The sequence below is a fragment of the Helicobacter acinonychis genome (assembly GCF_900461455.1).
GTDB classification, from domain to species: domain Bacteria; phylum Campylobacterota; class Campylobacteria; order Campylobacterales; family Helicobacteraceae; genus Helicobacter; species Helicobacter acinonychis.
The window spans coordinates 1,281,830-1,303,582 of the sequence record NZ_UGIA01000001.1; the positions used below are offsets into that span (position 1 = coordinate 1,281,830).

Sequence of the window (21,753 nt, forward strand, 5' to 3'; positions counted from 1 at the left end):
AAGGAACTCAAAAATGGAAAAAATCAGCGACCTTATAGAATGCATTGCGTATGAAAAAAATTTGCCTAAAGAGATGATTTCAAAAGTGGTTCAAGGTTGTTTGTTAAAAATGGCGCAAAATGAATTAGACCCCCTAGCACGCTACTTAGTGATTGAAGAAAACAAGCAGCTCCAGCTTATCCAGTTGGTAGAAGTTTTAGAAGATGATGATGAAGGATTGATTAACGATCCTTCTAAATATATTAGCCTCTCTAAAGCCAAAGAAATGGATCCGAGCGTTAAGATTAAAGATGAATTGTCTTATAGTTTGAGTTTAGAGAGCATGAAACAAGGAGCGATCAACCGCCTTTTTAAAGATTTGCAATACCAGTTAGAAAAGGCGTTAGAAGACAGCCATTTTGAAGCGTTCCAAAAGCGTCTCAACAGCGTTTTAATGGGGCAAGTGATTTTAGTGGATAACAATCAAAACACTTTTATTGAAATTGAGCAACAATTTCAAGGCGTTCTTTCCATGCGCCATCGCATCAAGGGCGAGAGTTTTAAAATAGGCGATAGTATTAAGGCGGTTTTAACGCAAGTCAAACGCACTAAAAAAGGCTTGTTATTAGAGCTTAGCCGCACCACCCCTAAAATGCTTGAAGCTTTGCTAGAATTAGAAGTCCCTGAGATTAAGGATAAAGAAATTGAAATTATCCATTGCGTGCGAATCCCAGGTAATAGAGCGAAAGTGAGCTTTTTTTCTAACAATTCTAGGATTGATCCTATAGGTGCGGCTGTAGGGGTTAAAGGCGTGCGCATTAATGCGATAAGCAATGAATTGAATAAAGAAAATATTGATTGCATAGAGTATTCTAATGTGCCTGAAATTTATATCACTTTGGCGCTCGCTCCTGCTAAAATTTTAAGCGTTGAGATTAAAAAAATTCCCATAGAAGAATTGAGCGCTCAAGAAAAAGAGTTAATCCAAGAGCGTTTTATTGTCAATAACCATTTGCAAAAGGCTAAAGTGCGTTTGTTAGACACGGAAAAATCTAAGGCTATCGGCAAGGGTGGGGTGAATGTGTGCCTAGCGTCCATGCTTACTAGCTATCATATAGAGTTTGAAACCATTCCTAGCGTCAAAGAAAATACAGAAAATGAAGACGAAAAAGAAACACCAAAAGTAGGGGTAGAAGCTTTAGAGTCTTTGTTTAAGAATTAAAGACAAGCTCTAAAAAGAGCTTTAAGTTGAAAAACTTGCGGTGTTAAAGGTGTATGACTAAATTTTTTAAGGCTAAATTTGAGCCTATTTTTCACTAAATCAAACCATCAAAAAATGGGTTTAAAGTTTGAATGAGATTGATCCTATTTTTAAGTCATAACATTTGCCCATACCATGACAAGCAAAGCTTGATTGATTTTTTAAATGGGCAATTATAAATACCACTCATTTATCCATAGGATAAACCTTGTTATCGCATGGCTTCCTTGGGCGTTTATCGTTATAATTCTCATTAAATAAATCCCTCGTTTTTTCATAATCTTTGGTTATTATTCCTGCTAATGGCAATACGGTATGCAATAAATCATCGCTCATAAAAGGCTTGTGCAAAGCTTCTTCAAATCTTTTTACCATTTGGGGGTGTTTTTGTTTGAATGCATCGCTCATATAGATTAAAAATGGGATTTCCATGCTGGCATTTGAGCATTCATGGGTATTAAAAGCACTTGATTCAAACATGTCATCGCCATGATCGCTTAGGTAGATAACGAGACTATCCTTGTCTTTAAACAATTCAATCAAAGAATGCAAAACATAATCATTATAATAAACACTGTTAATATAATCGGCTACAACTTGCTTGTCAGTATTGTTTTTAACCTTCAAAGACTTGGTTTTTGAAAAATAAGAAGTGTTATTGAGATTAAAGCGGGAAAATTCTTTAGGAAAGCGGTTTTTGTATTCAAAATGATTGCCAATCAAGTGAAAAACAACAAAATTTTTACGCTTGCTACTCTCTCTCTCTCTCATTGTCATAATACCGCTTGAAAAGAGCCACCAAATTTTCATCATAAGGTTTATCATTTTCTATATAAGTATCAAAATACTTAGCCACTTGATAATAGCTATTGCCCCACATGATTCCAAAACCTTGAGAAGTGATCCAAACGCTTTTATAATCGCTCAATTTAAGGATATGGGCTAGATTTTTAAATTGATACCATGCTTTTTGGTTGAGATTATCCCTATTAGCGTAAGTTAAAAGCATTGTGAAACTTTTGTCCGTATAAAAAGCTGGGCTAATCACATTATCAAACACTAAAAGCGAACCTTTTTCTTTTAGAGCGCTTAAATAAGGGGTTGTAGGGGCTTGATAACCATAAACACCCATAAAGTTTCTGTTCAAACTCTCGCCAAAAACCAACACCACATTTTCAACACTTCCTGTATTTTTGAGCAGGTAATCTTTAGGGTAAGAAGCTTTTTCTAAAACTTGACTAGAGTTGTTGCTTTCTCTCAAGCTGCTGATATTCCTACCAAAATAATACACTCCTTTAGCTAAAGCAATGTATTCCATCGTCCCATCAGCGTTCAACAGAGCTTCATGCTCCTTATATTTTTTGATTGTTTTTATAGTGTGTGGCACTTCTACAATCAAAAATAAAACACTTAGAATACTAGCCATTTTTAAAGGAATGGGTTTATTAGGAATGAAGCTAAATAGTTTTAGAGAGCCTACAGCTATTAAAATAAGACCTACCACAAAATACCAATTCGGATAAACATAAGCATGGAGAAACTCCAAGCTCTCTTTATAATGCGTGGTGAATAAAATATTACCCAACTCATTAGACAAAGGCAAATGAAAATAATATGAACCAAAAATATCTATGCAGCTAAACACAATCCCTAAAACCAATATAAAACTTTTTAGGATTTCTGCTACAAACCCATTCTTAATAAAACTAATCGCCCAATAAACGATAAAAAGCCATATAAAACTATACAAGAACGCCCTAAGAATAAAATCCGCACTCGCTGAAGAGAGAAAACATGCTGAAAGCACATTAAAAAGAATGAACACAAAAAATTTAGAATCTAAAATCATCAAACAACTCCATCCATTAAAATTTCTTAAATCCACCATCCATACTAGTTTTTGACATCGCTCAAAAACACATGCCTTAAAAGTTTAGCGTTGCTTAAAAAAGCGTTTTTTAACACCGCGCTTTTATAAGTGTAATGATATTCAATGCTTGAGACTTCGCCCACAAACACCCCCGCTCCAAAAATCCCATCTAATCCGCTTGTTAGCACTTGATCACCTATGTTAATTTCAGCGCTTGGGACAATAAAATCCACGACTAACTCTTGCTTGAAATTAGTCCCTATAAAACCTAACGCTTGATTTTTGCCTATCATCACGCTATAAGCGCACCGCTTGTGGGCGTTCAAAAACCCATTCAAACGCCCTTTTTCTAGCACCGCAATACCTATGGCTTGATTATGAGAAACAAGACCATAAATCTTATTTTCTTCTAAATTCATGATAGGGTTGAGAGAAACGCTGTGCGTGTCTTCTAAACTAATAAAGGAAGTCATAAAGGTGGGGGTATAAATCATTTTTGGCTTTTCTAAAGGATACACGCCCTTTAAGCGCTCTTTCAAATCAGCGTTTTCTAGTTTTAAAGCTTCTAAAACCAAGCGTTCTTTTTGAAATTCTTTAATGTTTTTGGCTTGAAAAAAATAAGCTTGAATGTTGTCTAATAAGCTATTTTTCGCACTCATCAAGGCGTCTTTAAGCTTGTCGCTGATATAAGAAGAGCCACCTTTAATATCTGAAAAATAAAAAATAAGAAAAATCCCTAAAAGCCAAAGGAATTTGGAATAAAAGTGCATAATATTATTCACTAAAACCCACACGGCTGAGTAAATCCAAATCTTGTATAGCTTCTCCCGTGCCTTTAGCTACCGCCAACAAAGGCTCTTCGCCCACATATACAGGAAGTTTAACCATATCGCTTAAATACTTGTCTAAACCTTTAATCAAAGCCCCACCGCCGGTAAGCACCACGCCATTTTGCACAATGTCTTTAGCCAAATCCGGCTTCACTTCTTCAAGCACACTCCTTAAAGCGCTAGAGATTTCTCTCACCTGATCTTTAATGGCTTCAAACACATCATCAGAGCTCAATTCAATCGTGTGCAACAACCCACTCACTTGATCCCTCCCTGACACTTCCATAGTGAGTGGTGGGTCTAGTTTGACCGCACAACCGATTTCAATCTTAATCTCTTCGCCGGTGCGCTCACCTATCAATAAATTGAATTTTTTACGGATATATTCCACGATGCTTTGATCCAGCTTATCCCCAGCCACTCTAATGCTTTTAGAGATGACTAACCCTCCTAAACTAATCACGCCAATTTCAGTCGTGCCACCGCCAATATCTACAATCAAACTCCCTTGCGGCTCTTTCACCGGCAAGCCTGCCCCAATCGCAGCTGCCATAGGCTCTTCAATCAAAAAGACTTCTCTAGCCCCAACGCTCAAAGCGCTCTCCTTGACCGCATTCCTTTCTACACTCGTCAATCCATAAGGCACGCACACCATGATGCGCGGACGAATCCATGTTTTTCGTTTGTGCGCTTTTTCAATAAAATAGCGCATCATTTTAGCGGTAATGTCATAATCAGCAATCACGCCATCTTTCATGGGGCGAATCGCTCTGATGCTTTTAGGGGTTTTACCTAACATTTCTTTAGCCTCGCTCCCCACTGCTAAAATATCATAAGCCTTAGAATCAAACAATCCCATGCGCACCGCTACAATAGAAGGCTCATTGATAATAATGCCCTGCCCTTTGACTAACACGATCGTGTTAGCCGTGCCTAAATCTATGGCAATATCATGCGAAAACAGACCAATTAATTTGCTAAAAATCATGCTCTTTCTAATCCTTTATTATTAAATTGAATTAAACTTATAAGCGTATTCCTTAAGGAAGGATTTTAGAATGCGTTTTAGCAATGATCAAAGGTTCAGCTTGTTTTAAAACACAATCTTTGGTGATACGCACTTCAGAGCCTTTAAGCTTGGGTAAATCAAACATAATATCCAAACAAAAATCTTCAATGATCGCTCTTAAGCCCCTAGCCCCAGTTTTTCTTTCTAGTGCGAGTTTAGCGATTTCTTTAATCGCTTCTTCTTCAAAAATCAAATCCACTTCATCCATTTTGAAAAGCTGCTGGTATTGCTTGATGAGTGCGTTTTTAGGCTTTTGTAAAATATCTACCATCGCTTCTAAACTAATGCTATCTAGCGTGCTTAAAATAGGCAAACGGCCAATAAGCTCAGGGATAAGCCCATAACTAACCAAATCATGGGTTTGGACTAGATGCAAGATTGCTTCTTGCTCCTTTTTACTCATCTTTTCTTGGGTGAAGCCCAACACATTTTGCGTGGTGCGTTTTTTAATGATTTCAGCCAGTCCGTCAAACGCCCCTGCACAAATGAATAAAATATCGCTCGTGTCAATTTGAATGAAATTACCTTCAGGGTGCTTTCTTCCGCCTTTTGGGGGGATATTCACTAAAGAGCCTTCAACGATCTTTAACAACGCTTGCTGCACGCCCTCGCCAGAAACATCTCTGGTGATGGAGCGGTTTTCTGACAAGCGGCTGATTTTATCAATCTCATCAATAAACACAATGCCTTTTTGAGCTTTTTGGACATTCCAATCGCTCGCCTGTAGCAATCTTGTAAGGATATTTTCCACATCTTCACCCACATAACCCGCTTCAGTAAGGCTAGTCGCATCGCTAATGGCGATAGGAATATCCAAATGCTTGGCTAAAGTTTGTGCCATTAAAGTCTTTCCTGATCCTGTAGGTCCAATCAATAAGATATTAGACTTGCCCAACTCCACTTCTTCTAAATGCTCTAGCTCTAAATCGCTCTCTTGTTTGTTGAGTCTTTCTTTAAAAGATAGGCGCTTGTAATGGTTATACACAGCCACAGAAAAAACCTTTTTGGCCTGCTCTTGCCCTATCACATAATTATCCAAAACCGCCTTAAGCTCTTTAGGGGCTGGAATGTGGGAGAGCAAAAACTCTTCTTCATAGGCATAGGCACTTGATTCCATTCTTCTAAATCTATCGTATTTATGCAATTCCCCATGCATCACATCAATGCAATATTCACACACGCACACATCTTTATTCAAGTTGCTCGCAAAGACAATACGGCGTTTTTTGGGATCTCTAGATTCTGGTTTTTTGCAAAAACTACAATAAAGCGTTTCGTTCATTTTAATCCTCTTGTTTTTCTTCGCTAGAATATTCGCTTGATTTATACGCCACGCCCCTAGAACTCGCTAAAATAAAAGAGCAAATCTCTTCTACAATAGGGTTATTGGCATGCTCTTCTAACTCTAATTTAGCACTCTCTCGCAAGGAGAGAACAGGGCGAAACAGCCTTTTATAAAGTGCATGGATAAAATCAATATCCTTACTCTCTAGCAATTGGCGCATCCTGTGGCGGTTTAATCCCTTGATAAAAGCGCGATTGCCCTCTGCCAAGCAATAAGGTGGCACATCTTTGCCTAAAGCGCTCTTACCGGCTATCATAGATCCTTTAGCGATGCGCACAAATTGATGGATTGCAGTGAGACCGCCAATATTGACATAATCGCCTACTTCAACATGCCCTGCTAAAGTTACGCCATTAGCCAAAATACAATGATTACCAATCACGCAATCATGCGCGACATGCACATAAGCCATGAGCAGGTTTTTATCCCCAATAATGGTTTTTTTAATCCCACCTTCAGTGCCAGGATTTATCATACAAAATTCACGGATGAGATTGTCTTCTCCAACAATCAGTTCGCTGTATTCGCCTTTATATTTTAAATCTTGAGGTTGTGTGCCTAAAACCACAAAAGGAAAAATTTCGGTATTTTTTCCAATGAAAGTATGCCCTTGTAAGGTTACATTGTTGTGGAGTTTCACGCCATCATCTAGTTTGATACCATCCCCAATCACGCAAAATTCCCCAATTTCTACGCCCTTACCAACCTCTGCTTTAGGAGAAATGATAGCCGTTTTTGCAATTTTACTCATTTTCAATCTCTCTCTGCGATCATGGCTTTCAATTCGGCTTCAGCGACCACCTTGCCATCCACTTGAGCCGTGCCACCCACTTGCCAAATCATACCCTTATGTTTGAGGACTTCTAAATGGTATTCTAATTTATCGCCTGGGGTTACAGGAATACGGAATTTAACCTTATCAATAGTCATGAAATACACGATTTTTGTTTTCGCCATTTCAGGGTCAAACCCCCACAAGCTAGTGAAAGCTAAAAGCCCTCCGCTCTGCGCCATGCCCTCTACGATTAAAACGCCTGGGAAAATGGGCTTATTGGGGAAATGCCCATTAAACACATCTTCATTGAAAGTGATATTCTTATAGGCGACAATTTTTTTATTGGCTTCTAACTCCACGACTCTATCCACTAATAACATGGGATAGCGGTGCGGTAAAATCTGTAAGATATGCTCTATAAAAAATTGAGATTGTGGGTTTTGGCTTGTTTCCATGGAATACCAACTCCTTTTTGATTAAACTAATGATTTTAGCACCTGCTATTTTAAAAAATAACTGCTATTATACCACAAGAAAACCGCTCGCTTTTGCAAAAACTCCCATGCATTAAAAATAAGTTTAAAAATGGCTTTTTAAGCATTATTTTATTTTGCATTTTCATGCATCATTCATGCGTGTGGCTTAAAATATTTTCTCTTAAATGATAGTGTGGGTATTTGTTAGAATCCAAAACCACTTGCCCCATGAGTTGCTTATCAAAATTGAAAATTAAAGGGGCTAGATAATTCACGGTGGAAAGCTCAATGGGGGTTTGAACGACCATAATATTAGCGACTAACACGCTCTTTGCCTCTTCTAATTCTAAAAGGATTTTTAAAGGGGTGGGCACTTCAAACTCGTATTTTCTTAAAGCAAAGGGATTGACAAGCGTGAAAGACACGACAGAATTCTCTTCTGCACTACTCAAACGCAAAAAGATTTCATCAATCTTTTGCAAACGCATTTTATGAATGGTTTCAAACCCCAATATAGGCACTTTCACATCAAAAAGCATAGGCGATTGCATTCCCTTTAAAAAAGCACAAAATCCTCTCCTTAAAGAATAGAGACCGCCTTAAAACTAGCGCTCAATGATTTCTAAACTCAAATTCCTATTATATCAAACAATTTTTATAAAATCAATTTTTGCTAGTTTTGGGTATAATTTGAAAAAGATAGGTTTAGCCTTTTAAACAATTCAAAAAACTTATACAAGATAGGTGGCATGCATTTGAAACATTTTAAAACATTTCTTTTTATCATAATGGCAGTTATTGTGGTAAGCACAGGTTGTACGAATAAAAAGAAAAAAGATGAATACAACAAACCGGCGATCTTTTGGTATCAAGGGATTTTAAGAGAAATCCTTTTTGGCAATTTAGAAACAGCAGACAATTATTATTCTTCCTTACAAAGCGAACACATCAACTCCCCCCTTGTCCCAGAGGCCATGTTGGCTTTAGGGCAAGCACACATGAAAAAGAAAGAATATGTTTTGGCGTCTTTTTATTTTGATGAATATATCAAGCGCTTTGGGACGGAAGACAATGTGGATTATTTGACTTTTTTGAAACTGCAATCGCATTATTACGCTTTTAAAAACCACTCCAAAGACCAGGAATTTATCTCTAACTCCATTGTCAATTTGGGTGAATTTATAGAAAAATACCCTAACAGCCGCTACCGCCCTTATGTGGAATACATGCAAGTGAAATTTATTTTGGGGCAAAATGAGCTCAATCGTGCGATCGCAAATGTTTATAGGAAACGCCACAAACCTGAGGGCGTGAAACGCTATTTAGAAAGAGTGGATGAGACTTTAGAGAAAGAGACTAAACCCAAACCATCACACATGCCTTGGTATGTGTTGATTTTTGATTGGTAGGATATTTCAAACCATACAAACCATAACAGAGAGATGAAAAATGACTGAATATTTTCCTAGAATTCTGCCCGTGTTGGTAGAAGAAGACACTTTTTTATACCCCTTTATGATAGCCCCTATTTTTTTGCAAAATAATGCGAGTATCAAGGCGGTGGCTTACGCTAAAAGCAACAAATCATTAGTCTTTATTGCATGCCAAAAAGACAAATTGAACGACAATGAAGCCCCTTATTATGATGTGGGGGTGATTGGCTCTATCATGCGCGAAGCGGACATGCCTAATGGACGCGTGAAATTGCTTTTTAATGGTATCGCTAAAGGGCGTATTTTAGAGCCCGCTAAAGAAAATGAGCAAGGCTTTTTGGAAGCTCAAATAAGCCCTATTGAATATTTAGAATACGATAAAGAAAACATTCAAGCTATCGTGGAAGTGTTGAAAGAAAAAGTGATCACTCTAGCGAATGTAAGCTCGCTCTTCCCCCCAGATTTGATCAAAGCTTTAGAAGACAATGACGATCCCAACCGCATCGCTGATTTAATCGCAGCGGCTTTGCGCTTGAAAAAAGATCAAGCGTATTCCCTTTTTGCTAACAACAACACCGAGCAACGCTTATTGGATTTGATTGATATTGTGATAGAAGAGACTAAAACCCAAAAACTCCAAAAAGAAATCAAATCCAAAGTCCATCAAAAAATGGAGCAAGTCAATAAGGAATATTTCTTAAAAGAGCAGCTCAAACAAATCCAAAAAGAGCTTGGCACAGACAAGCAACGAGATGAGGATTTAAACCAATACTACCAAAAATTAGAAAGCATCAAGCCTTTTTTAAAAGAAGAAGCGTTTAAAGAAATCAAAAAACAAATTGACCGATTAAGCCGAACCCATGTGGATAGCTCTGATAGTGCGACTTTGCAAAGCTATATTGAAACTATGTTGGATGTGCCTTTTGGTCAATATGGGAAAAAAGCGTTAGACATTAAGCATGTTAGAGAACAATTGAATAAGGATCATTATTCCTTGAAAAAACCTAAAGAGCGCATTGTGGAATACTTTGCCACCATGCAGCTTTTAGAAATGCGCCAAAAGAAAAAACAAGAGCTACAACCAAACAAAAAAGACAAAACCAAAGGCACTATTTTGTGTTTTTATGGGCCTCCTGGCGTAGGTAAAACAAGCCTAGCCAATTCCATTGCTAAAGCGATAGAGCACCCATTAGTTCGGATCGCTTTAGGGGGATTAGAGGATGTGAATGAATTAAGAGGTCATCGGCGCACTTATGTAGGCTCAATGCCTGGGCGCATTGTCCAAGGGCTTATTGAAGCTAAAAAAATGGATCCGGTCATGGTTTTAGATGAAATTGATAAAGTGGATAGGAGCGTTAGGGGTGATCCAACGAGCGCTTTGTTAGAGATTTTAGACCCTGAGCAAAATGTTGCTTTTAGGGATCATTATGCGAATTTTAGCATTGATTTGTCGCAAGTGATTTTTATCGCCACCGCCAACAATGTGGATAGAATCCCAGCTCCTTTAAGAGACAGAATGGAATTTATTAGCGTGTCTAGCTACACGCCTAGTGAAAAAGAAGAAATCGCTAAAAACTACCTTATCCCCCAAGAATTAGAAAAGCATGCCTTAAAACCTAGCGAGGTTAAGATTAGCCAGGCGTGTTTGAAGCTCATTATTGAAAAATACACCAGAGAAGCGGGCGTTAGGGATTTACGAAGACAAATCGCAACGATTATGCGCAAGGTGGCTTTAAAATACCTAGAGGATAATCCGCACAAAAAAGGGCGAGCCAAAAAAGACGAAAATGAAGAAGATGAAAATAAAAAAGGCGAAAATAAAGATTTTTGTGTCTCTATCACGCCTAATAACCTTAAAGAGTATTTAGAACGCACGGTGTTTGAAATTGACCCCATAGATAAAGAAAATAAAATCGGTATTGTCAATGGCTTGGCATGGACGCCAGTAGGCGGCGATGTGCTTAAAATTGAAGCGCTTAAGATTAGGGGTAAAGGGGAATTGAAACTCACGGGAAGCTTAGGCGATGTGATGAAAGAATCCGCTTTGATCGCTTTTTCTGTCGTTAAAGTCTTGTTGGATGAAGAAAAATTAAAAGCCCCCAAAATCCCTAGCGAGACCCTTAAAGACACAGAGGGTAAGAAAAAGAAAAAAGCGCTTAAGGTTTATAACGCTTACGATTTGCATTTGCATGTCCCTGAAGGAGCCACGCCTAAAGATGGGCCAAGCGCTGGAATCGCTATGGCGAGCGTGATTGCGAGTATTTTGTGCGACAAAGCCACAAGAAGCGATGTGGCAATGACGGGCGAACTGACTTTGAGTGGGGAAGTTTTACCCATAGGAGGGTTGAAAGAAAAATTGATCGCTGCTTTTAAAGCCGGCATTAAAACCGCTCTCATTCCTGTCAAAAATTACGAAAGGGATTTAGATGAAATCCCTGCTGAAGTGCTAGAGAATTTAAAAATCGTTGCGGTGAAAAACATCGCTGAAGTGTTGGAAAAAACCTTACTTTAAAATGCAAGCCGGAATCATTGGTTTAGGGCTTATGGGAGGCAGTTTGGGATTGGCTTTGCAAGAATTAGGGCGTTTTAAAAGCGTTATAGGCTATGATCATAACGCCTTGCATGCTAAATTAGCCTTGACTTTGGGGCTTGTAGATGAATGTGTGGAATTTGAAAAGATTTTAGAATGCGATGTGATTTTTTTGGCCATTCCCGTTGAAGGCATTATTGAATGTTTAAAAAAAATGACTTCCATTAAAAAAAACGCAACGATCATTGATTTAGGGGGCGCTAAAGCTCAAATCATTCACAATATCCCTAAAAGCATTCGTCAAAATTTTATCGCTGCACACCCTATGTGTGGGACAGAATTTTATGGCCCTAAAGCGAGCGTTAAGGGGTTGTATGAAAACGCTCTAGTGATATTGTGCGATTTAGAAGATTCAGGGGTCAAGCAAGCAGAACTCGCTAAAGAAATCTTTCTAGGCATTAAAGCACGCCTGATTAAAATGAAATCTAACGAGCATGACACACATGTGGCTTATATTAGCCATTTACCCCATGTTTTGAGCTATGCGTTAGCCAATAGCGTTTTAAAGCAAAACGACCCAGAGATGATTCTATCTTTAGCGGGTGGGGGCTTTAGGGATATGAGTCGTTTGTCTAAAAGCTCGCCTTTAATGTGGAAGGATATTTTCAAACAAAATAGAGACAATGTCTTAGAAGCGATTCAAAAATGCGAAAAAGAAATCGCACAAGCTAAGGCTTGGATAGAAAATAACGATTATGAAAGCCTTGCAGAATGGATGGCACAAGCGAATAAACTCCAAGAATTTATGTAGAAAGCTTAATTTTTTACATAAACTCTATTTAATTAAAATTATAAAAGTAATCTTTATAGAGCCTTCTGAAAGCTTGTTCTAAAAACACAAATTAGCCCTATGTTCCACACCTTCGTCTAAAATGTCATTCATTGAGACATCTTCTTTAGATTTTATCGTTTTTATTTTTTTTCGTATTTTTTCATATCAAAATATTTTAAAAAGGTTATTAAAAAATTAAATTAAGCTTAAAGGGTGAATATTTACCAATTAACGCCGTAAAGACCCTAGCTTTAGGAGAAAATATCTCATGAAACTTACTGCAACCATTTGAATAACAAGCGCCAAATCCAACGAACCGCCCACATAAATATTATACGCTATTTGACTAGATCGCTAGCATCCATTTAAAAAGGAATAGATTGTTATATCAAAGCACTATGAGCATAGCATGGACTTTATAAATAAAGCGTCAAAACCATTATTTTAAGCTCCTAAAAGCTTCAAATAATACTCATAAGCTTCTTTGATGCCTTGCTCTAAAGAGATTTCTAATTCCCATTTTAAAGCCTTTTGTTTGGAAATATCCATAAGTTTTTGCTGCATGCCCACCGGCTTAGACAAGTCTTTAACAAACACGCCTTTATAGTCTAAAACCTGAGCGACCATTTCATAATACTCTTCAATGCTATAATCCACGCCAGAGCCTACATTCATCACGCTAGGGATTTGAGCGATATTATCATAAGCTAGAGCAATAAATCGGGCTAAATCTTTAGCGTTTAGATATTCTCTTCTAGCGGTTCCATCGCCCCACATCACAAAATTTTTTTCGCCCTTTAATTTGGCGGTGTGCATCCTAGAAATAAGCCCTGGTATCATGTGCGCTATTTTTTCTTCAAATTTGTCAAACTCTCCATAAAGGTTGCAAGGCACTAAGGTTTTATAAAAAACGCCCTTTTCAGCGCTCACATATTCGCAATATTTCATCACAGAGAGTTTGGCTAAAGCGTAGCCTTCATTGGTTGGCTCTAAAGAGCCGTTTAACAAATCGCTCTCTTTTAAAGGGTTAGGGGCGAATTTAGGATAAGCACAAGAGCTCGCTAAATTGATGGCTTTTTTGATACCCAAATCTAAAGCGCTAGAAAAGAGATACAAGCCCATGAGCAAGTTTTCAACCATGTAAGCTGAAAGATCGTTCATGTTAGCGACAATGCCCCCCACTCTCCCAGCACAATGGATAATGCCTATCGGCTTGTATTCTTTCAAATAGGCTTGAACATTGTCTTTGTCTAGCAGGTTTAATTCGCTTCTTTTAGGGGTGAGTAAAGTGATATCAGGCTTATTTTTTTTAAAATACAACGCCGTGTTTTGCCCCACCATGCCATAGGCACCGGTGATTAAAATAATCTCATTCATAAAAATTCCTTAAAGTATAGCCCCCATCTTGTAAGTAAAAGTTTTTCTGGCATTCGCTTAAATCATGCTCTAACATGTCCTTAACCAACTCTTTCAAATCGTATTCTCTCACCCAGCCTAGCTCTTTCTCAGCCTTAGTGGGATCGCCTAAGAGCAAATCCACTTCAGTAGGCCTAAAGTAGCGTTCATCTATACGCACCACGATTTTGCCTGTTTTTAAATGGCTTAAGTTTAGATTTAAAGTGTTCGCTCTTTTTTCATCAATACTTTCAATCAAACCAATTTCTTTAATCCCTGTATTTTGAAATTCTAAATTGATACCGATAAATTCAAAGCTCATTTTCACAAAATCGCGCACGCTTGTGGTTTTTCCTGTGGCGATCACATAGTCTTGCGGAGTGGGCGCTTGGAGCATTAAATGCATCATTTTCACATAATCTTTGGCATGCCCCCAGTCTCTTTTAGCATCTAAATTCCCTAAATACAAGCAATCCGTTAAATTATACGCTATCGCGCTTGCGGCTCGTGTGATTTTACGAGTGACAAAAGTTTCGCCTCTCACCCTACTTTCATGGTTAAAAAGAATGCCATTAACCGCAAACAAGTTATAGGCTTCTCTGTAATTTTTAGTGATGTAAAAGGCATACATTTTAGCGACCGCATAGGGGCTTCGTGGGTTAAAGGGGGTGTTTTCATTTTGTGGGGTTTCTAAGACCTCACCATACAATTCGCTCGTGCTGGCTTGGTAGAATCGTGTTTTATTTTCTAGCCCTAAAATCCGCATGGACTCTAAAATCCTTAGCGTGCCAATACCATCAGCGTTAGCGGTGTATTCTGGGGTTTCAAAAGAGACTTTTACATGGCTTTGTGCGGCTAAATTATAAATCTCTGTAGGCTTTGTGGTGGCGATCAAATGGATAAGATTAGAGCTGTCTGTCATATCCCCATAGTGTAAGAAAAAACGCCTTTTGTGTTCGCTGTGCAAATCTTCATACAGATGATCGATCCTAGAAGTGTTGATACTAGAAGAGCGCCTTTTTAGCCCATGCACTTCATAGCCTAAATTCAGCAAGTATTCAGTCAGATAGCTCCCATCTTGACCGGTAACCCCAGTGATTAAAGCGATTTTTTCTTTCATTATTGTCCTTTATTTACTCGGATTTTGTCTGTTAAAATCATCATCAACCCTTACAATATCGTCTTCACCGACATACTCGCCCACTTGGACTTCTATGATAATTAAAGGGATTTTGCCATAATTAGCCAAGCGGTGCAAGGTGTTTTTAGGGATATAAGTGGATTCATTGGCTTGCAATTCAAACAATTGATAATCTAATTCCACGCTCGCCATCCCACTAATCACCACCCAATGTTCGCTCCTATGGAAATGCTTTTGTAAAGAAAGCCTAGCGTTTGGTTTGACTTCTAAAATCTTAACCTTATAGCAACCGCTCTCATGCAAGACTTCATAACTCCCCCAAGGGCGATACACTTTAGTGTGCGTTTGCAATAATTCCTGGTTGTGTGTTTCTATCTCGCTCACTAAAGCTTTTAAATCCTTAGCCTTGTCTTTATGGGCGACTAAAAGAGCGTCTTTAGTGTCAATGATTGCTAAATTCCCAACCCCTAAAAGAGCACTGACTTTATGAGAAAAGATTAAATTATTCTCGCTTTCTTTAGCAAAAACGGGCGTTTGATTCAAGCTGACATTTTCTTTAGATCCGTTAGCTGTTTCTTCAAAAAGAGCGTTAAAATTCCCTAAATCGCTCCACTTAGCGTTCAATTCTACCATTTTGATTTTATGGCTTTGTTGCATTAAGGCTATATCAACGCTCACATCCTCTAGATCTTGCATGCTCTCCACACTCAAGCGTGCAATCTTTTTGCCAAAAAAATGCGTGTTTTCTAGCGATTCAAACGCCCTTTCACACCCCTTTAAAACATTAGGGGCATGTTTTTTCAATTCCTCTAAAAAAACGCCCGCTTGAAAAACAAACATGCCACTATTGAAATAAAACCCTCCATTTTGTTGGAACTCTATCGCTTTTTCTAACCTTGGCTTTTCAATGAATCGTTTGACATCTAAAGCGTTAGGACTTTCAATATACCCAAACTCCGTGTTAGGCTTTTCAATGCTCACGCCAAAAGTAACTAAAAAGCCTTTTTTGGCTAAATCAATCGCTTTTTGCATCGCATTTTCATACGCTTGAATGTCTTTAATCAAATGATCGCTTGGCGTAACGATGAGCAAATCTTCTTTATCGCTCATTAAAGCACTCAAACTAATGGCATTAGCAGTATTTTTACTCAAACTCTCCAATAAAAAACCCACGCTTTTATTTTGGATTTCGCCCTCTATTTCTTCTAGGGCTAAAAAATAATGCTTTTCATTGCACACGATCAACGTTTCATCTACTAAGGGAGTGTTTCTTTTAAAACTCAACTCAAACAGGCTTTTATGATCAAAAAGCTTTAAAAATTGCTTAGGGTATAGGCTACGGCTCAAAGGCCATAGGCGTTTGCCACTCCCCCCACTCAGTAAGATATGTTTGATTTTCATGGGCTTTCTTGTCATGCTCTCTTTTGCTTTTAGGGTTATTATAGCGTTTTTAACACAGCATTTATCACTTCAAAAACTCAGCGATGACTTCATTGTCTCTGGGTATAGGGAAGAAAATGTCAGTATTAGGCGAAATGAATACCCTACTCCCCTCTCTAATGATAACAATGGGGGCGATTTTGCTCTTGTCTCTCAAAATTTGATTGACCACTTGATTGATCCCCATACCGCTTTGCCTCATCAATTGCAATAAAAGATAATCCCCAAAGAAATTAGTCGTCTCTTCTTTATTGCCTTTGTTGTTTAAAGCGGAAGTGATCCCAATCAACAAGCCGTTAGTGAGCGTAGAAAGCAATAAAGGCACGCCATAGCGTTGAAAATTCCTTTCAATCAATTCCCCCACTAATCCGTTATAGCCTTTAATGTCCGCCCCTTTAGCGTTAGTGAGCATGATATTGATGCCATGGGGGGTGATGATGCGACTCCACACAATATCCAAGCGGTATTCGCCCATTTTGTTATTGTTGCTGTAATAACCTATAACTTTAGAGCCTTTAGGGATTAAAACAGCCTTGCCCATGCTCGCAAAAATATCGCTCTCCACTTGTGCAATGACTTTACCAGCGATCTGGCTAGAAATAGGCGTGATCAAAAAAGCGGGTATCATTTTATCCGCTGTAATGGTGCGTAAAAGCCTGTTTTCATTAGTGGCAATGTCTTTTTCTTTAAGGTTAGTAAAGCCATCGATCCCTTTAGGGTTATCCATTGGGAAAATCAAGTTTTCTTCGTAATTTTTAGGGCTTTGTTTAAAAGGAGTGATGCGAGCGGCTAATAAATCTAATTGTTTTAAAGAAACGTCTTTTTTAGTTGGTTTTGTTTGAGGCTCTATGGGAGGATTGTTGGGTTCTTTAGTTTCTTCTTTAGGAATATTCATTTTTTGGGCGTTTAAGGTTTTGAGAGCGACTTCTAGTTGGTGCTGTAAGGCTTTTATAGTAGCGTCTTTGGAGCTTTCTGTATGGGTTGGTTGTAAGCTTGGAGTGAAAGTGTAATCTTGTAGGGGGTATTTCACCTCATCATCATTTAAAAGAGTGGGTTGGTTGTTTAAGGGGGCTTTTGGCTTTTGGTGGTAGATTAAAGAGGTTGTTACAATCGTTATAAAACCCCCTACAACAATAAGTGCCCCCTTGAGCCACTTATTCATCTCTACCCTTTTTTATAAAACGGATACACAAATAGCCCTTACCCAACCTTAAAGTCCATTTAGCCGAAACATCTTCAGCGATAATATAATCGCCCACAATCCTTGTATTCACTGGGTTATCATAGCCATCAACGACCTTATAAATCACTGGGAATTTAGAGAGCGCTAATCTTTTGTCAAATTTGAAATAAGTGAATTGTTTGTCGTTAAAAATTTCTTTAGGCATTAAAGAGAGTTTGGATTTTTTAGAGCATAGCCACAAACAATACCATTTCCTTTGAGAGCTTTTTAAAGCCTTATAGCCTTTTTGAATATCTTTTTTAACGATTTTCATCGCATTGGTGTTATCACCAATAGTTATGATCTCTTCTTCTTTGGTTTCTTTGGTTTCTTTTAAGGGTTTGTTATTGTTTTCGGCTGTATTTTCAGCTATATTCCCTTTTTTAGGCTTGATGAAAGCGTTAGAATAATAATTCTTATCTTCTATAAAAACCTGTAAATTAGGGTGTTTGGAGCTAGTGAAAGTGGTAGAAAACACATAGAAAGAAAAAATCTTACCCTCACTATCAATCACGCTGATATTAGAATCCACGCCAATTTGTAAAGGCTTGATGAGCAAAATATGATCATTGCTTTCTAATATTTTTGCATCAAAGCCCACCTTATCCCCTAAAACAAAATCGCTAATAGGTTTTGAAAAAAACAATAAAGTTGCCATCGCATAGCGCAAGCGGATCTTATAAGTTTGCCCTTGAAAGTAATCAATATTCAAAGTGTTAGACATTTTTGAGCGGTTTTTATTAAAAAAACTCCCTTGAATGGCGTTTAAATCTTGCATGGGGTGGTTTAAATTCGTGAGGGCTTTTTCGTTAGTTTCTTCTAAAAAATCATCGGCCCTTAAAGCGCTAAAAACAAACGCAAGAATAAATAAAAATCTTTGCATCAATCGCTCTTATTTCTAGGTGCAATTTCGGTGATGCTATAGCGAGTAACTTTAAAGCCGGTAGGGTTTTTAGGCATGGAAGCGTAATCAAAATCCGGAGTGTCAAAAAGATAACTCAGCACGATTTTATAACGCTTTTCATACACCAATTTGTTTTCATTCAAGAGTTTGGCGGCAATGGACACGCTTGCAATGGGGTTATTGTCTTGCTGATAAATCGCAATATTGACGATATGGACTTCTCTTTCTAAGTGGCTTTGTGCATAAATGCTGTTGTTGGTTTTAATCAAATCTTCAAAGCGCTGCCACACTTTAGCGTTGCTTTGTAAACGCACCAATTCATAGCGCGACTTATCGTCAATGCGATTAATGCTCTCTCTGTTTAACACATACGCCCCAATCAGTGAGCGAGCCAAGGCTTCATTGCTAGAAATGCTTTTATCCGCTCTTTGGATAATGGCGTAATGCTTGTCTTGATTTAAAAAATCCACGAAATGGTGTTCGGTTTTTTGTAAGGGTAGAAGGCTGATTAAAACGATCGCTAAAACAAGAGCGATAAAACTCATCAAACCTAAAAGTTTGTAAGCGATTTTCAAGCGGTTTCTCTCCAACCTAAACACGCTTTGCATGTCCAAATCATTCACCGAAAAACTAGAGAGCTTGTTTTCTAAATGCTTTTCTTGGTGGCTTAAAAGCTCTTCTAAAAAAGCCAATTGCTCGCTGTTGAAAGGCTTTTCTTTCATGCAAGGTTTAATCCGTTTTCATATAGTTTTTCATGCATCTTTTCATGCAATGCACAAGGGCTTTTTTTCATCTCATGCACCTTGCTTGTGCAACCAATAAGCACCAACCCCACCAATAATAAAAAAATTTTCATTATATTCTCATTTATTTAATTTTATTTAAATTTCATGCTTTGGATTTATTGTATCCTTTTTAACCTTTTTTTGCTTGAAATTTGGAATTTTTACATCCAATCGGGTGGTTTCTACCTTGAATGTGGGGGAATGCGTTTCCTTTTCTTTAGAGACGCTTTCGCTTGTAGAAGTAGAGACGCTAGAGAGAGCAGTAGTAACAGGTGGGGTAGTAACATATTGCAAAGAAGTGAGAGCGTTTTGGCTCATGTTAGTGCCCAGATTTGTAGCGAGTTTGTAAGTTTCTTTAAGGCTATTTTGCACCCTAAACAAAGCGTTGATGAAAAAAGGCACGCCTATGATAAAAACGCAACACAAAAATAACGCCACCACCAATAAAAGGCTCAAGTCTTGTTGTTCCTGCATGCGAGCGTCCATTAGGGCTTTAGTTACAGACACATTCAAAAACCCAACCAATAACAAAAAAGGCTTGTAAAACCCAAGGGCTAGGCATTTTTTAAGGCATACAAACACAACGCTCCTCCAGGTTTTAAAAAACCCAAACGCTAAAAACAGTGCCCCTAAAGAGCACCACACATGCACTTCCAAATACACTAAAATAATAATCGCAAACAGCACGCTCAAAAAAAGCGCTTGCAAAACGCTTAAAAAAAGCCAAACAGATATTTCACTATGACTCAAATCGCTGATAAAGCTAAGGGCATAAAACCCATGATTGAAAATAAAATCTAATGAAAGCGTGTGGCTAGAAAAATGATTCAAGCTTTGAGAAAGGGCATGGGTAACCATATTAGGCAAAATAAAAATAGCGTTTTGAAAAAATTCATAAAAATGCAAAGGATTTTTCAAAGCGTAGTTAAAAAGCACAAAAAACCCCACAAACAATAACGCCTCTAAAATCGTGCTAACGCTAAAGAAATTCTGCTCTTTCAAACTTTTATAAGCAAAGAACATGAACGCCAAAGCGACCGCGCTATTAAACACGAATTGTGCATGCAAAGTGTAGAGAAAAAATTCAGCAAAACGCCCTAAAATCGCCGTGAGCGGTGTGATAAACCAAGAAAGAATAATTTCATAAGCGTCATTTTTCATCAATGTTTCAACGCGCTTTAATGTAAAATTCAAAGCCTTTACGCAACACCAACAATTCAATTTTAGGTGCACTCAATGCTTCTCTTAAAGCTTTTTGATTGAAGGCTACATCTTTACGATTCACCCATAAAATCCTATCCCCAAGCTTTAAAAAATCCAAGCCTTTGGGTAAATGACTGCCTATTTTAGTGATTACAAAACGCTCATCTAAAGCGATATTATAGCGTTCTAAAAAAGTGTCTTTGAGTAAAAACCCCCCATAACGCTTATTGACTTTAAGCGTTACTTCTTTGATTTGGCGGTTCCGCTTGATTTTCACTCTAACAAGGCTTTGGTATTTGAGATTGCTCACTACCCATTCAAACTCCGCTAACGAATGGATTTTTTGATCATTGATCGCTATGATTTCATCGTTTTTTAAAAAAGGGTTTTTGGGGAAAAAGGGATCAAATTGCACTACCACTAAACGCTTATGATATTCTTCTAAACGCACCCCAATATCCCCATAATAAGGCTCTTTTTGGCTTAAAAAACGCTTGATAAATTTTGTTTCTATAAAACCATTCCCCCCTACCCCTAGCCCTAACATTTGATAGCAAATATTGCTAATGACACCATTTTTTTGAATCGCTTGCGAAATGCGAGCGTAATGGTTATAGCCTTTTTGCTTAGAGAGTAATTGCACTTCTGTGACTTGGTTTGCCCCCACGCTAGCCATAGGTCTTGTGAGAGCGTTTTTATCTAAATCCCTTAAAGTATAAGCGTAAGCACTTGGTGCACTTTGCAACAAATACAACCCTATAAAAGGATCGGATTTGATGACTTTGGCATGTTTAGGGTAGGTTTTAGAATAATATAAATACACGCCTTTAGGCAACTCTTTTAAAGCCACACCCCCTTTTTGAAGACTGGCTTTTTGAAAAAATGCCTGACAATGCTTGAAATCATAAGCCCCTAAGCCATTCACAAAAAACAATAGAACAATAAGGGCTTTGCAAAGCATCACAATTTGGCAAAATTCCCCAACATACTAAAAGCTAAATTTTTTCTGTTTTCTTCTACGGATTTATACCCATCATTCAAAGCGCTCATCAAATAGATTTGCATCGCTTCTTTATCTTCTAACAGGCTGTCATCAATTTGCAAATCCACTAACTCCCCCACCCCATTAAAACTCACGCTCACCATTCCCCCACCGCTTTTGGAAGTGTAAATCGTATCTTTATTCTTTTCTTCTAATTGAGAAAATTCTTTTTTCACGCCGTCTAATAACCCACTCAATTGACTAAAATCCATATCTAACCT

21 protein-coding genes and 1 pseudogene are annotated in these 21,753 nt (G+C 38.0%); 4 read left to right on the top strand and 18 right to left on the bottom strand.

Annotation, left to right across the window (positions count from 1 at the left end):
- Nucleotides 1–13: 13 nt before the first annotated feature.
- Nucleotides 14–1,201 carry a transcription termination factor NusA gene (nusA, locus tag DYI00_RS06310; RefSeq protein ID WP_011577053.1) on the top strand — a complete coding sequence of 396 codons (1,188 nt, stop codon included), beginning with the start codon at nucleotides 14–16 and terminating at the stop codon, nucleotides 1,199–1,201.
- Between the two features lie 225 nt (nucleotides 1,202–1,426).
- Here nusA and DYI00_RS06315 read toward each other — a convergent pair whose 3' ends face one another.
- The 8 genes and pseudogenes from DYI00_RS06315 to fliW form a co-directional block, all read right to left on the bottom strand.
- Complete coding sequence (locus DYI00_RS06315) at nucleotides 1,427–1,963, bottom strand: sulfatase-like hydrolase/transferase (protein ID WP_367971989.1); 537 nt, start codon at nucleotides 1,961–1,963, stop codon at nucleotides 1,427–1,429.
- Nucleotides 1,960–3,089: pseudogene (locus DYI00_RS06320) on the bottom strand (sulfatase-like hydrolase/transferase). The gene DYI00_RS06315 and the pseudogene DYI00_RS06320 overlap by 4 nt, the downstream one beginning before the upstream one ends.
- A gap of 44 nt (nucleotides 3,090–3,133) precedes the next feature.
- On the bottom strand, nucleotides 3,134–3,880 hold the full coding sequence (gene mreC, locus DYI00_RS06325; protein ID WP_011577050.1) for a rod shape-determining protein MreC: 747 nt from the start codon (nucleotides 3,878–3,880) through the stop codon (nucleotides 3,134–3,136).
- 4 nt (nucleotides 3,881–3,884) lie between these two features.
- Complete coding sequence (locus DYI00_RS06330) at nucleotides 3,885–4,928, bottom strand: rod shape-determining protein (RefSeq protein WP_011577049.1); 1,044 nt, start codon at nucleotides 4,926–4,928, stop codon at nucleotides 3,885–3,887.
- A gap of 52 nt (nucleotides 4,929–4,980) precedes the next feature.
- Nucleotides 4,981–6,291 (bottom strand): ATP-dependent protease ATP-binding subunit ClpX, encoded by a 1,311-nt coding sequence (gene clpX, locus DYI00_RS06335; protein ID WP_011577048.1) that lies wholly within the window; start codon nucleotides 6,289–6,291, stop codon nucleotides 4,981–4,983.
- Between the two features lies 1 nt (nucleotide 6,292).
- Nucleotides 6,293–7,105, bottom strand: a complete 813-nt coding sequence (gene lpxA, locus DYI00_RS06340; protein ID WP_011577047.1) for an acyl-ACP--UDP-N-acetylglucosamine O-acyltransferase — start codon at nucleotides 7,103–7,105, stop codon at nucleotides 6,293–6,295.
- 2 nt (nucleotides 7,106–7,107) lie between these two features.
- Nucleotides 7,108–7,584 (bottom strand): 3-hydroxyacyl-ACP dehydratase FabZ, encoded by a 477-nt coding sequence (fabZ, locus tag DYI00_RS06345; protein WP_011577046.1) that lies wholly within the window; start codon nucleotides 7,582–7,584, stop codon nucleotides 7,108–7,110.
- A 170-nt stretch (nucleotides 7,585–7,754) separates the two neighbouring features.
- Complete coding sequence (gene fliW, locus DYI00_RS06355; protein WP_011577045.1) at nucleotides 7,755–8,144, bottom strand: flagellar assembly protein FliW; 390 nt, start codon at nucleotides 8,142–8,144, stop codon at nucleotides 7,755–7,757.
- A 210-nt stretch (nucleotides 8,145–8,354) separates the two neighbouring features.
- Here fliW and DYI00_RS06360 point away from each other — a divergent pair, with 210 nt between their 5' ends.
- From DYI00_RS06360 to DYI00_RS06370, 3 genes are read left to right on the top strand one after another with little or no spacing between them, the layout of a single operon-like run.
- A complete protein-coding gene (locus DYI00_RS06360) occupies nucleotides 8,355–9,014 on the top strand; it encodes an outer membrane protein assembly factor BamD (protein WP_041600154.1) in 660 nt (219 codons plus the stop codon).
- A 40-nt stretch (nucleotides 9,015–9,054) separates the two neighbouring features.
- Nucleotides 9,055–11,550, top strand: coding sequence for an endopeptidase La (gene lon / locus DYI00_RS06365; RefSeq protein WP_011577043.1), 2,496 nt, complete (start codon nucleotides 9,055–9,057; stop codon nucleotides 11,548–11,550).
- Nucleotide 11,551: 1 nt separating this feature from the next.
- Nucleotides 11,552–12,379 (top strand): prephenate dehydrogenase, encoded by an 828-nt coding sequence (locus tag DYI00_RS06370; RefSeq protein WP_011577042.1) that lies wholly within the window; start codon nucleotides 11,552–11,554, stop codon nucleotides 12,377–12,379.
- A 465-nt stretch (nucleotides 12,380–12,844) separates the two neighbouring features.
- On the opposite strand, the gene DYI00_RS06375 is transcribed toward DYI00_RS06370, so the two are convergent.
- From DYI00_RS06375 to DYI00_RS06420, 10 genes are all read right to left on the bottom strand, one after another.
- Nucleotides 12,845–13,777, bottom strand: a complete 933-nt coding sequence (locus DYI00_RS06375) for a GDP-L-fucose synthase family protein (protein WP_011577041.1) — start codon at nucleotides 13,775–13,777, stop codon at nucleotides 12,845–12,847.
- Nucleotides 13,770–14,915 carry a GDP-mannose 4,6-dehydratase gene (gene gmd, locus DYI00_RS06380; protein WP_011577040.1) on the bottom strand — a complete coding sequence of 382 codons (1,146 nt, stop codon included), beginning with the start codon at nucleotides 14,913–14,915 and terminating at the stop codon, nucleotides 13,770–13,772. Before gmd ends, DYI00_RS06375 begins: the two co-directional genes overlap by 8 nt.
- 9 nt (nucleotides 14,916–14,924) lie before the next feature.
- On the bottom strand, nucleotides 14,925–16,337 hold the full coding sequence (locus DYI00_RS06385; protein ID WP_104687755.1) for a mannose-1-phosphate guanylyltransferase/mannose-6-phosphate isomerase: 1,413 nt from the start codon (nucleotides 16,335–16,337) through the stop codon (nucleotides 14,925–14,927).
- Between the two features lie 64 nt (nucleotides 16,338–16,401).
- Nucleotides 16,402–17,538: a DNA type IV secretion system protein ComB10 gene (locus tag DYI00_RS06390; protein ID WP_011577038.1), complete on the bottom strand. Its 1,137-nt coding sequence runs from the start codon at nucleotides 17,536–17,538 to the stop codon at nucleotides 16,402–16,404.
- Nucleotides 17,531–18,481: a TrbG/VirB9 family P-type conjugative transfer protein gene (locus DYI00_RS06395; RefSeq protein ID WP_011577037.1), complete on the bottom strand. Its 951-nt coding sequence runs from the start codon at nucleotides 18,479–18,481 to the stop codon at nucleotides 17,531–17,533. Before DYI00_RS06395 ends, DYI00_RS06390 begins: the two co-directional genes overlap by 8 nt.
- Nucleotides 18,481–19,224 (bottom strand): VirB8 family type IV secretion system protein, encoded by a 744-nt coding sequence (locus tag DYI00_RS06400; protein ID WP_011577036.1) that lies wholly within the window; start codon nucleotides 19,222–19,224, stop codon nucleotides 18,481–18,483. The genes DYI00_RS06395 and DYI00_RS06400 overlap by 1 nt, the downstream gene beginning before the upstream one ends.
- A complete protein-coding gene (locus DYI00_RS06405) occupies nucleotides 19,221–19,358 on the bottom strand; it encodes a hypothetical protein (RefSeq protein ID WP_041600153.1) in 138 nt (45 codons plus the stop codon). Before DYI00_RS06405 ends, DYI00_RS06400 begins: the two co-directional genes overlap by 4 nt.
- A 25-nt stretch (nucleotides 19,359–19,383) precedes the next feature.
- On the bottom strand, nucleotides 19,384–20,448 hold the full coding sequence (locus DYI00_RS06410) for a TrbL/VirB6 family protein (protein ID WP_104709291.1): 1,065 nt from the start codon (nucleotides 20,446–20,448) through the stop codon (nucleotides 19,384–19,386).
- 7 nt (nucleotides 20,449–20,455) lie between these two features.
- A complete protein-coding gene (locus DYI00_RS06415) occupies nucleotides 20,456–21,451 on the bottom strand; it encodes a PDZ domain-containing protein (RefSeq protein WP_011577034.1) in 996 nt (331 codons plus the stop codon).
- Nucleotides 21,451–21,744, bottom strand: a complete 294-nt coding sequence (locus tag DYI00_RS06420; protein ID WP_011577033.1) for a YbaB/EbfC family nucleoid-associated protein — start codon at nucleotides 21,742–21,744, stop codon at nucleotides 21,451–21,453. Before DYI00_RS06420 ends, DYI00_RS06415 begins: the two co-directional genes overlap by 1 nt.
- Nucleotides 21,745–21,753: the final 9 nt, after the last annotated feature.

Coding starts and splice junctions, on each gene's coding strand:
- DYI00_RS06385 (WP_104687755.1), bottom strand. CDS start 16,337: ATGAAAATCAAACATATCTTACTGAGTGGGGGGAGTGGCAAACGCCTA.
- fliW (WP_011577045.1), bottom strand. CDS start 8,144: ATGCTTTTTGATGTGAAAGTGCCTATATTGGGGTTTGAAACCATTCAT.
- DYI00_RS06420 (WP_011577033.1), bottom strand. CDS start 21,744: ATGGATTTTAGTCAATTGAGTGGGTTATTAGACGGCGTGAAAAAAGAA.
- lpxA (WP_011577047.1), bottom strand. CDS start 7,105: ATGAGTAAAATTGCAAAAACGGCTATCATTTCTCCTAAAGCAGAGGTT.
- DYI00_RS06415 (WP_011577034.1), bottom strand. CDS start 21,451: ATGCTTTGCAAAGCCCTTATTGTTCTATTGTTTTTTGTGAATGGCTTA.
- gmd (WP_011577040.1), bottom strand. CDS start 14,915: ATGAAAGAAAAAATCGCTTTAATCACTGGGGTTACCGGTCAAGATGGG.
- DYI00_RS06390 (WP_011577038.1), bottom strand. CDS start 17,538: ATGAATAAGTGGCTCAAGGGGGCACTTATTGTTGTAGGGGGTTTTATA.
- lon (WP_011577043.1), top strand. CDS start 9,055: ATGACTGAATATTTTCCTAGAATTCTGCCCGTGTTGGTAGAAGAAGAC.
- DYI00_RS06375 (WP_011577041.1), bottom strand. CDS start 13,777: ATGAATGAGATTATTTTAATCACCGGTGCCTATGGCATGGTGGGGCAA.
- mreC (WP_011577050.1), bottom strand. CDS start 3,880: ATGCACTTTTATTCCAAATTCCTTTGGCTTTTAGGGATTTTTCTTATT.
- DYI00_RS06410 (WP_104709291.1), bottom strand. CDS start 20,448: ATGAAAAATGACGCTTATGAAATTATTCTTTCTTGGTTTATCACACCG.
- DYI00_RS06360 (WP_041600154.1), top strand. CDS start 8,355: ATGCATTTGAAACATTTTAAAACATTTCTTTTTATCATAATGGCAGTT.
- DYI00_RS06330 (WP_011577049.1), bottom strand. CDS start 4,928: ATGATTTTTAGCAAATTAATTGGTCTGTTTTCGCATGATATTGCCATA.
- DYI00_RS06400 (WP_011577036.1), bottom strand. CDS start 19,224: ATGAAAGAAAAGCCTTTCAACAGCGAGCAATTGGCTTTTTTAGAAGAG.
- nusA (WP_011577053.1), top strand. CDS start 14: ATGGAAAAAATCAGCGACCTTATAGAATGCATTGCGTATGAAAAAAAT.
- DYI00_RS06395 (WP_011577037.1), bottom strand. CDS start 18,481: ATGCAAAGATTTTTATTTATTCTTGCGTTTGTTTTTAGCGCTTTAAGG.
- DYI00_RS06370 (WP_011577042.1), top strand. CDS start 11,552: ATGCAAGCCGGAATCATTGGTTTAGGGCTTATGGGAGGCAGTTTGGGA.
- fabZ (WP_011577046.1), bottom strand. CDS start 7,584: ATGGAAACAAGCCAAAACCCACAATCTCAATTTTTTATAGAGCATATC.
- DYI00_RS06405 (WP_041600153.1), bottom strand. CDS start 19,358: ATGAAAATTTTTTTATTATTGGTGGGGTTGGTGCTTATTGGTTGCACA.
- clpX (WP_011577048.1), bottom strand. CDS start 6,291: ATGAACGAAACGCTTTATTGTAGTTTTTGCAAAAAACCAGAATCTAGA.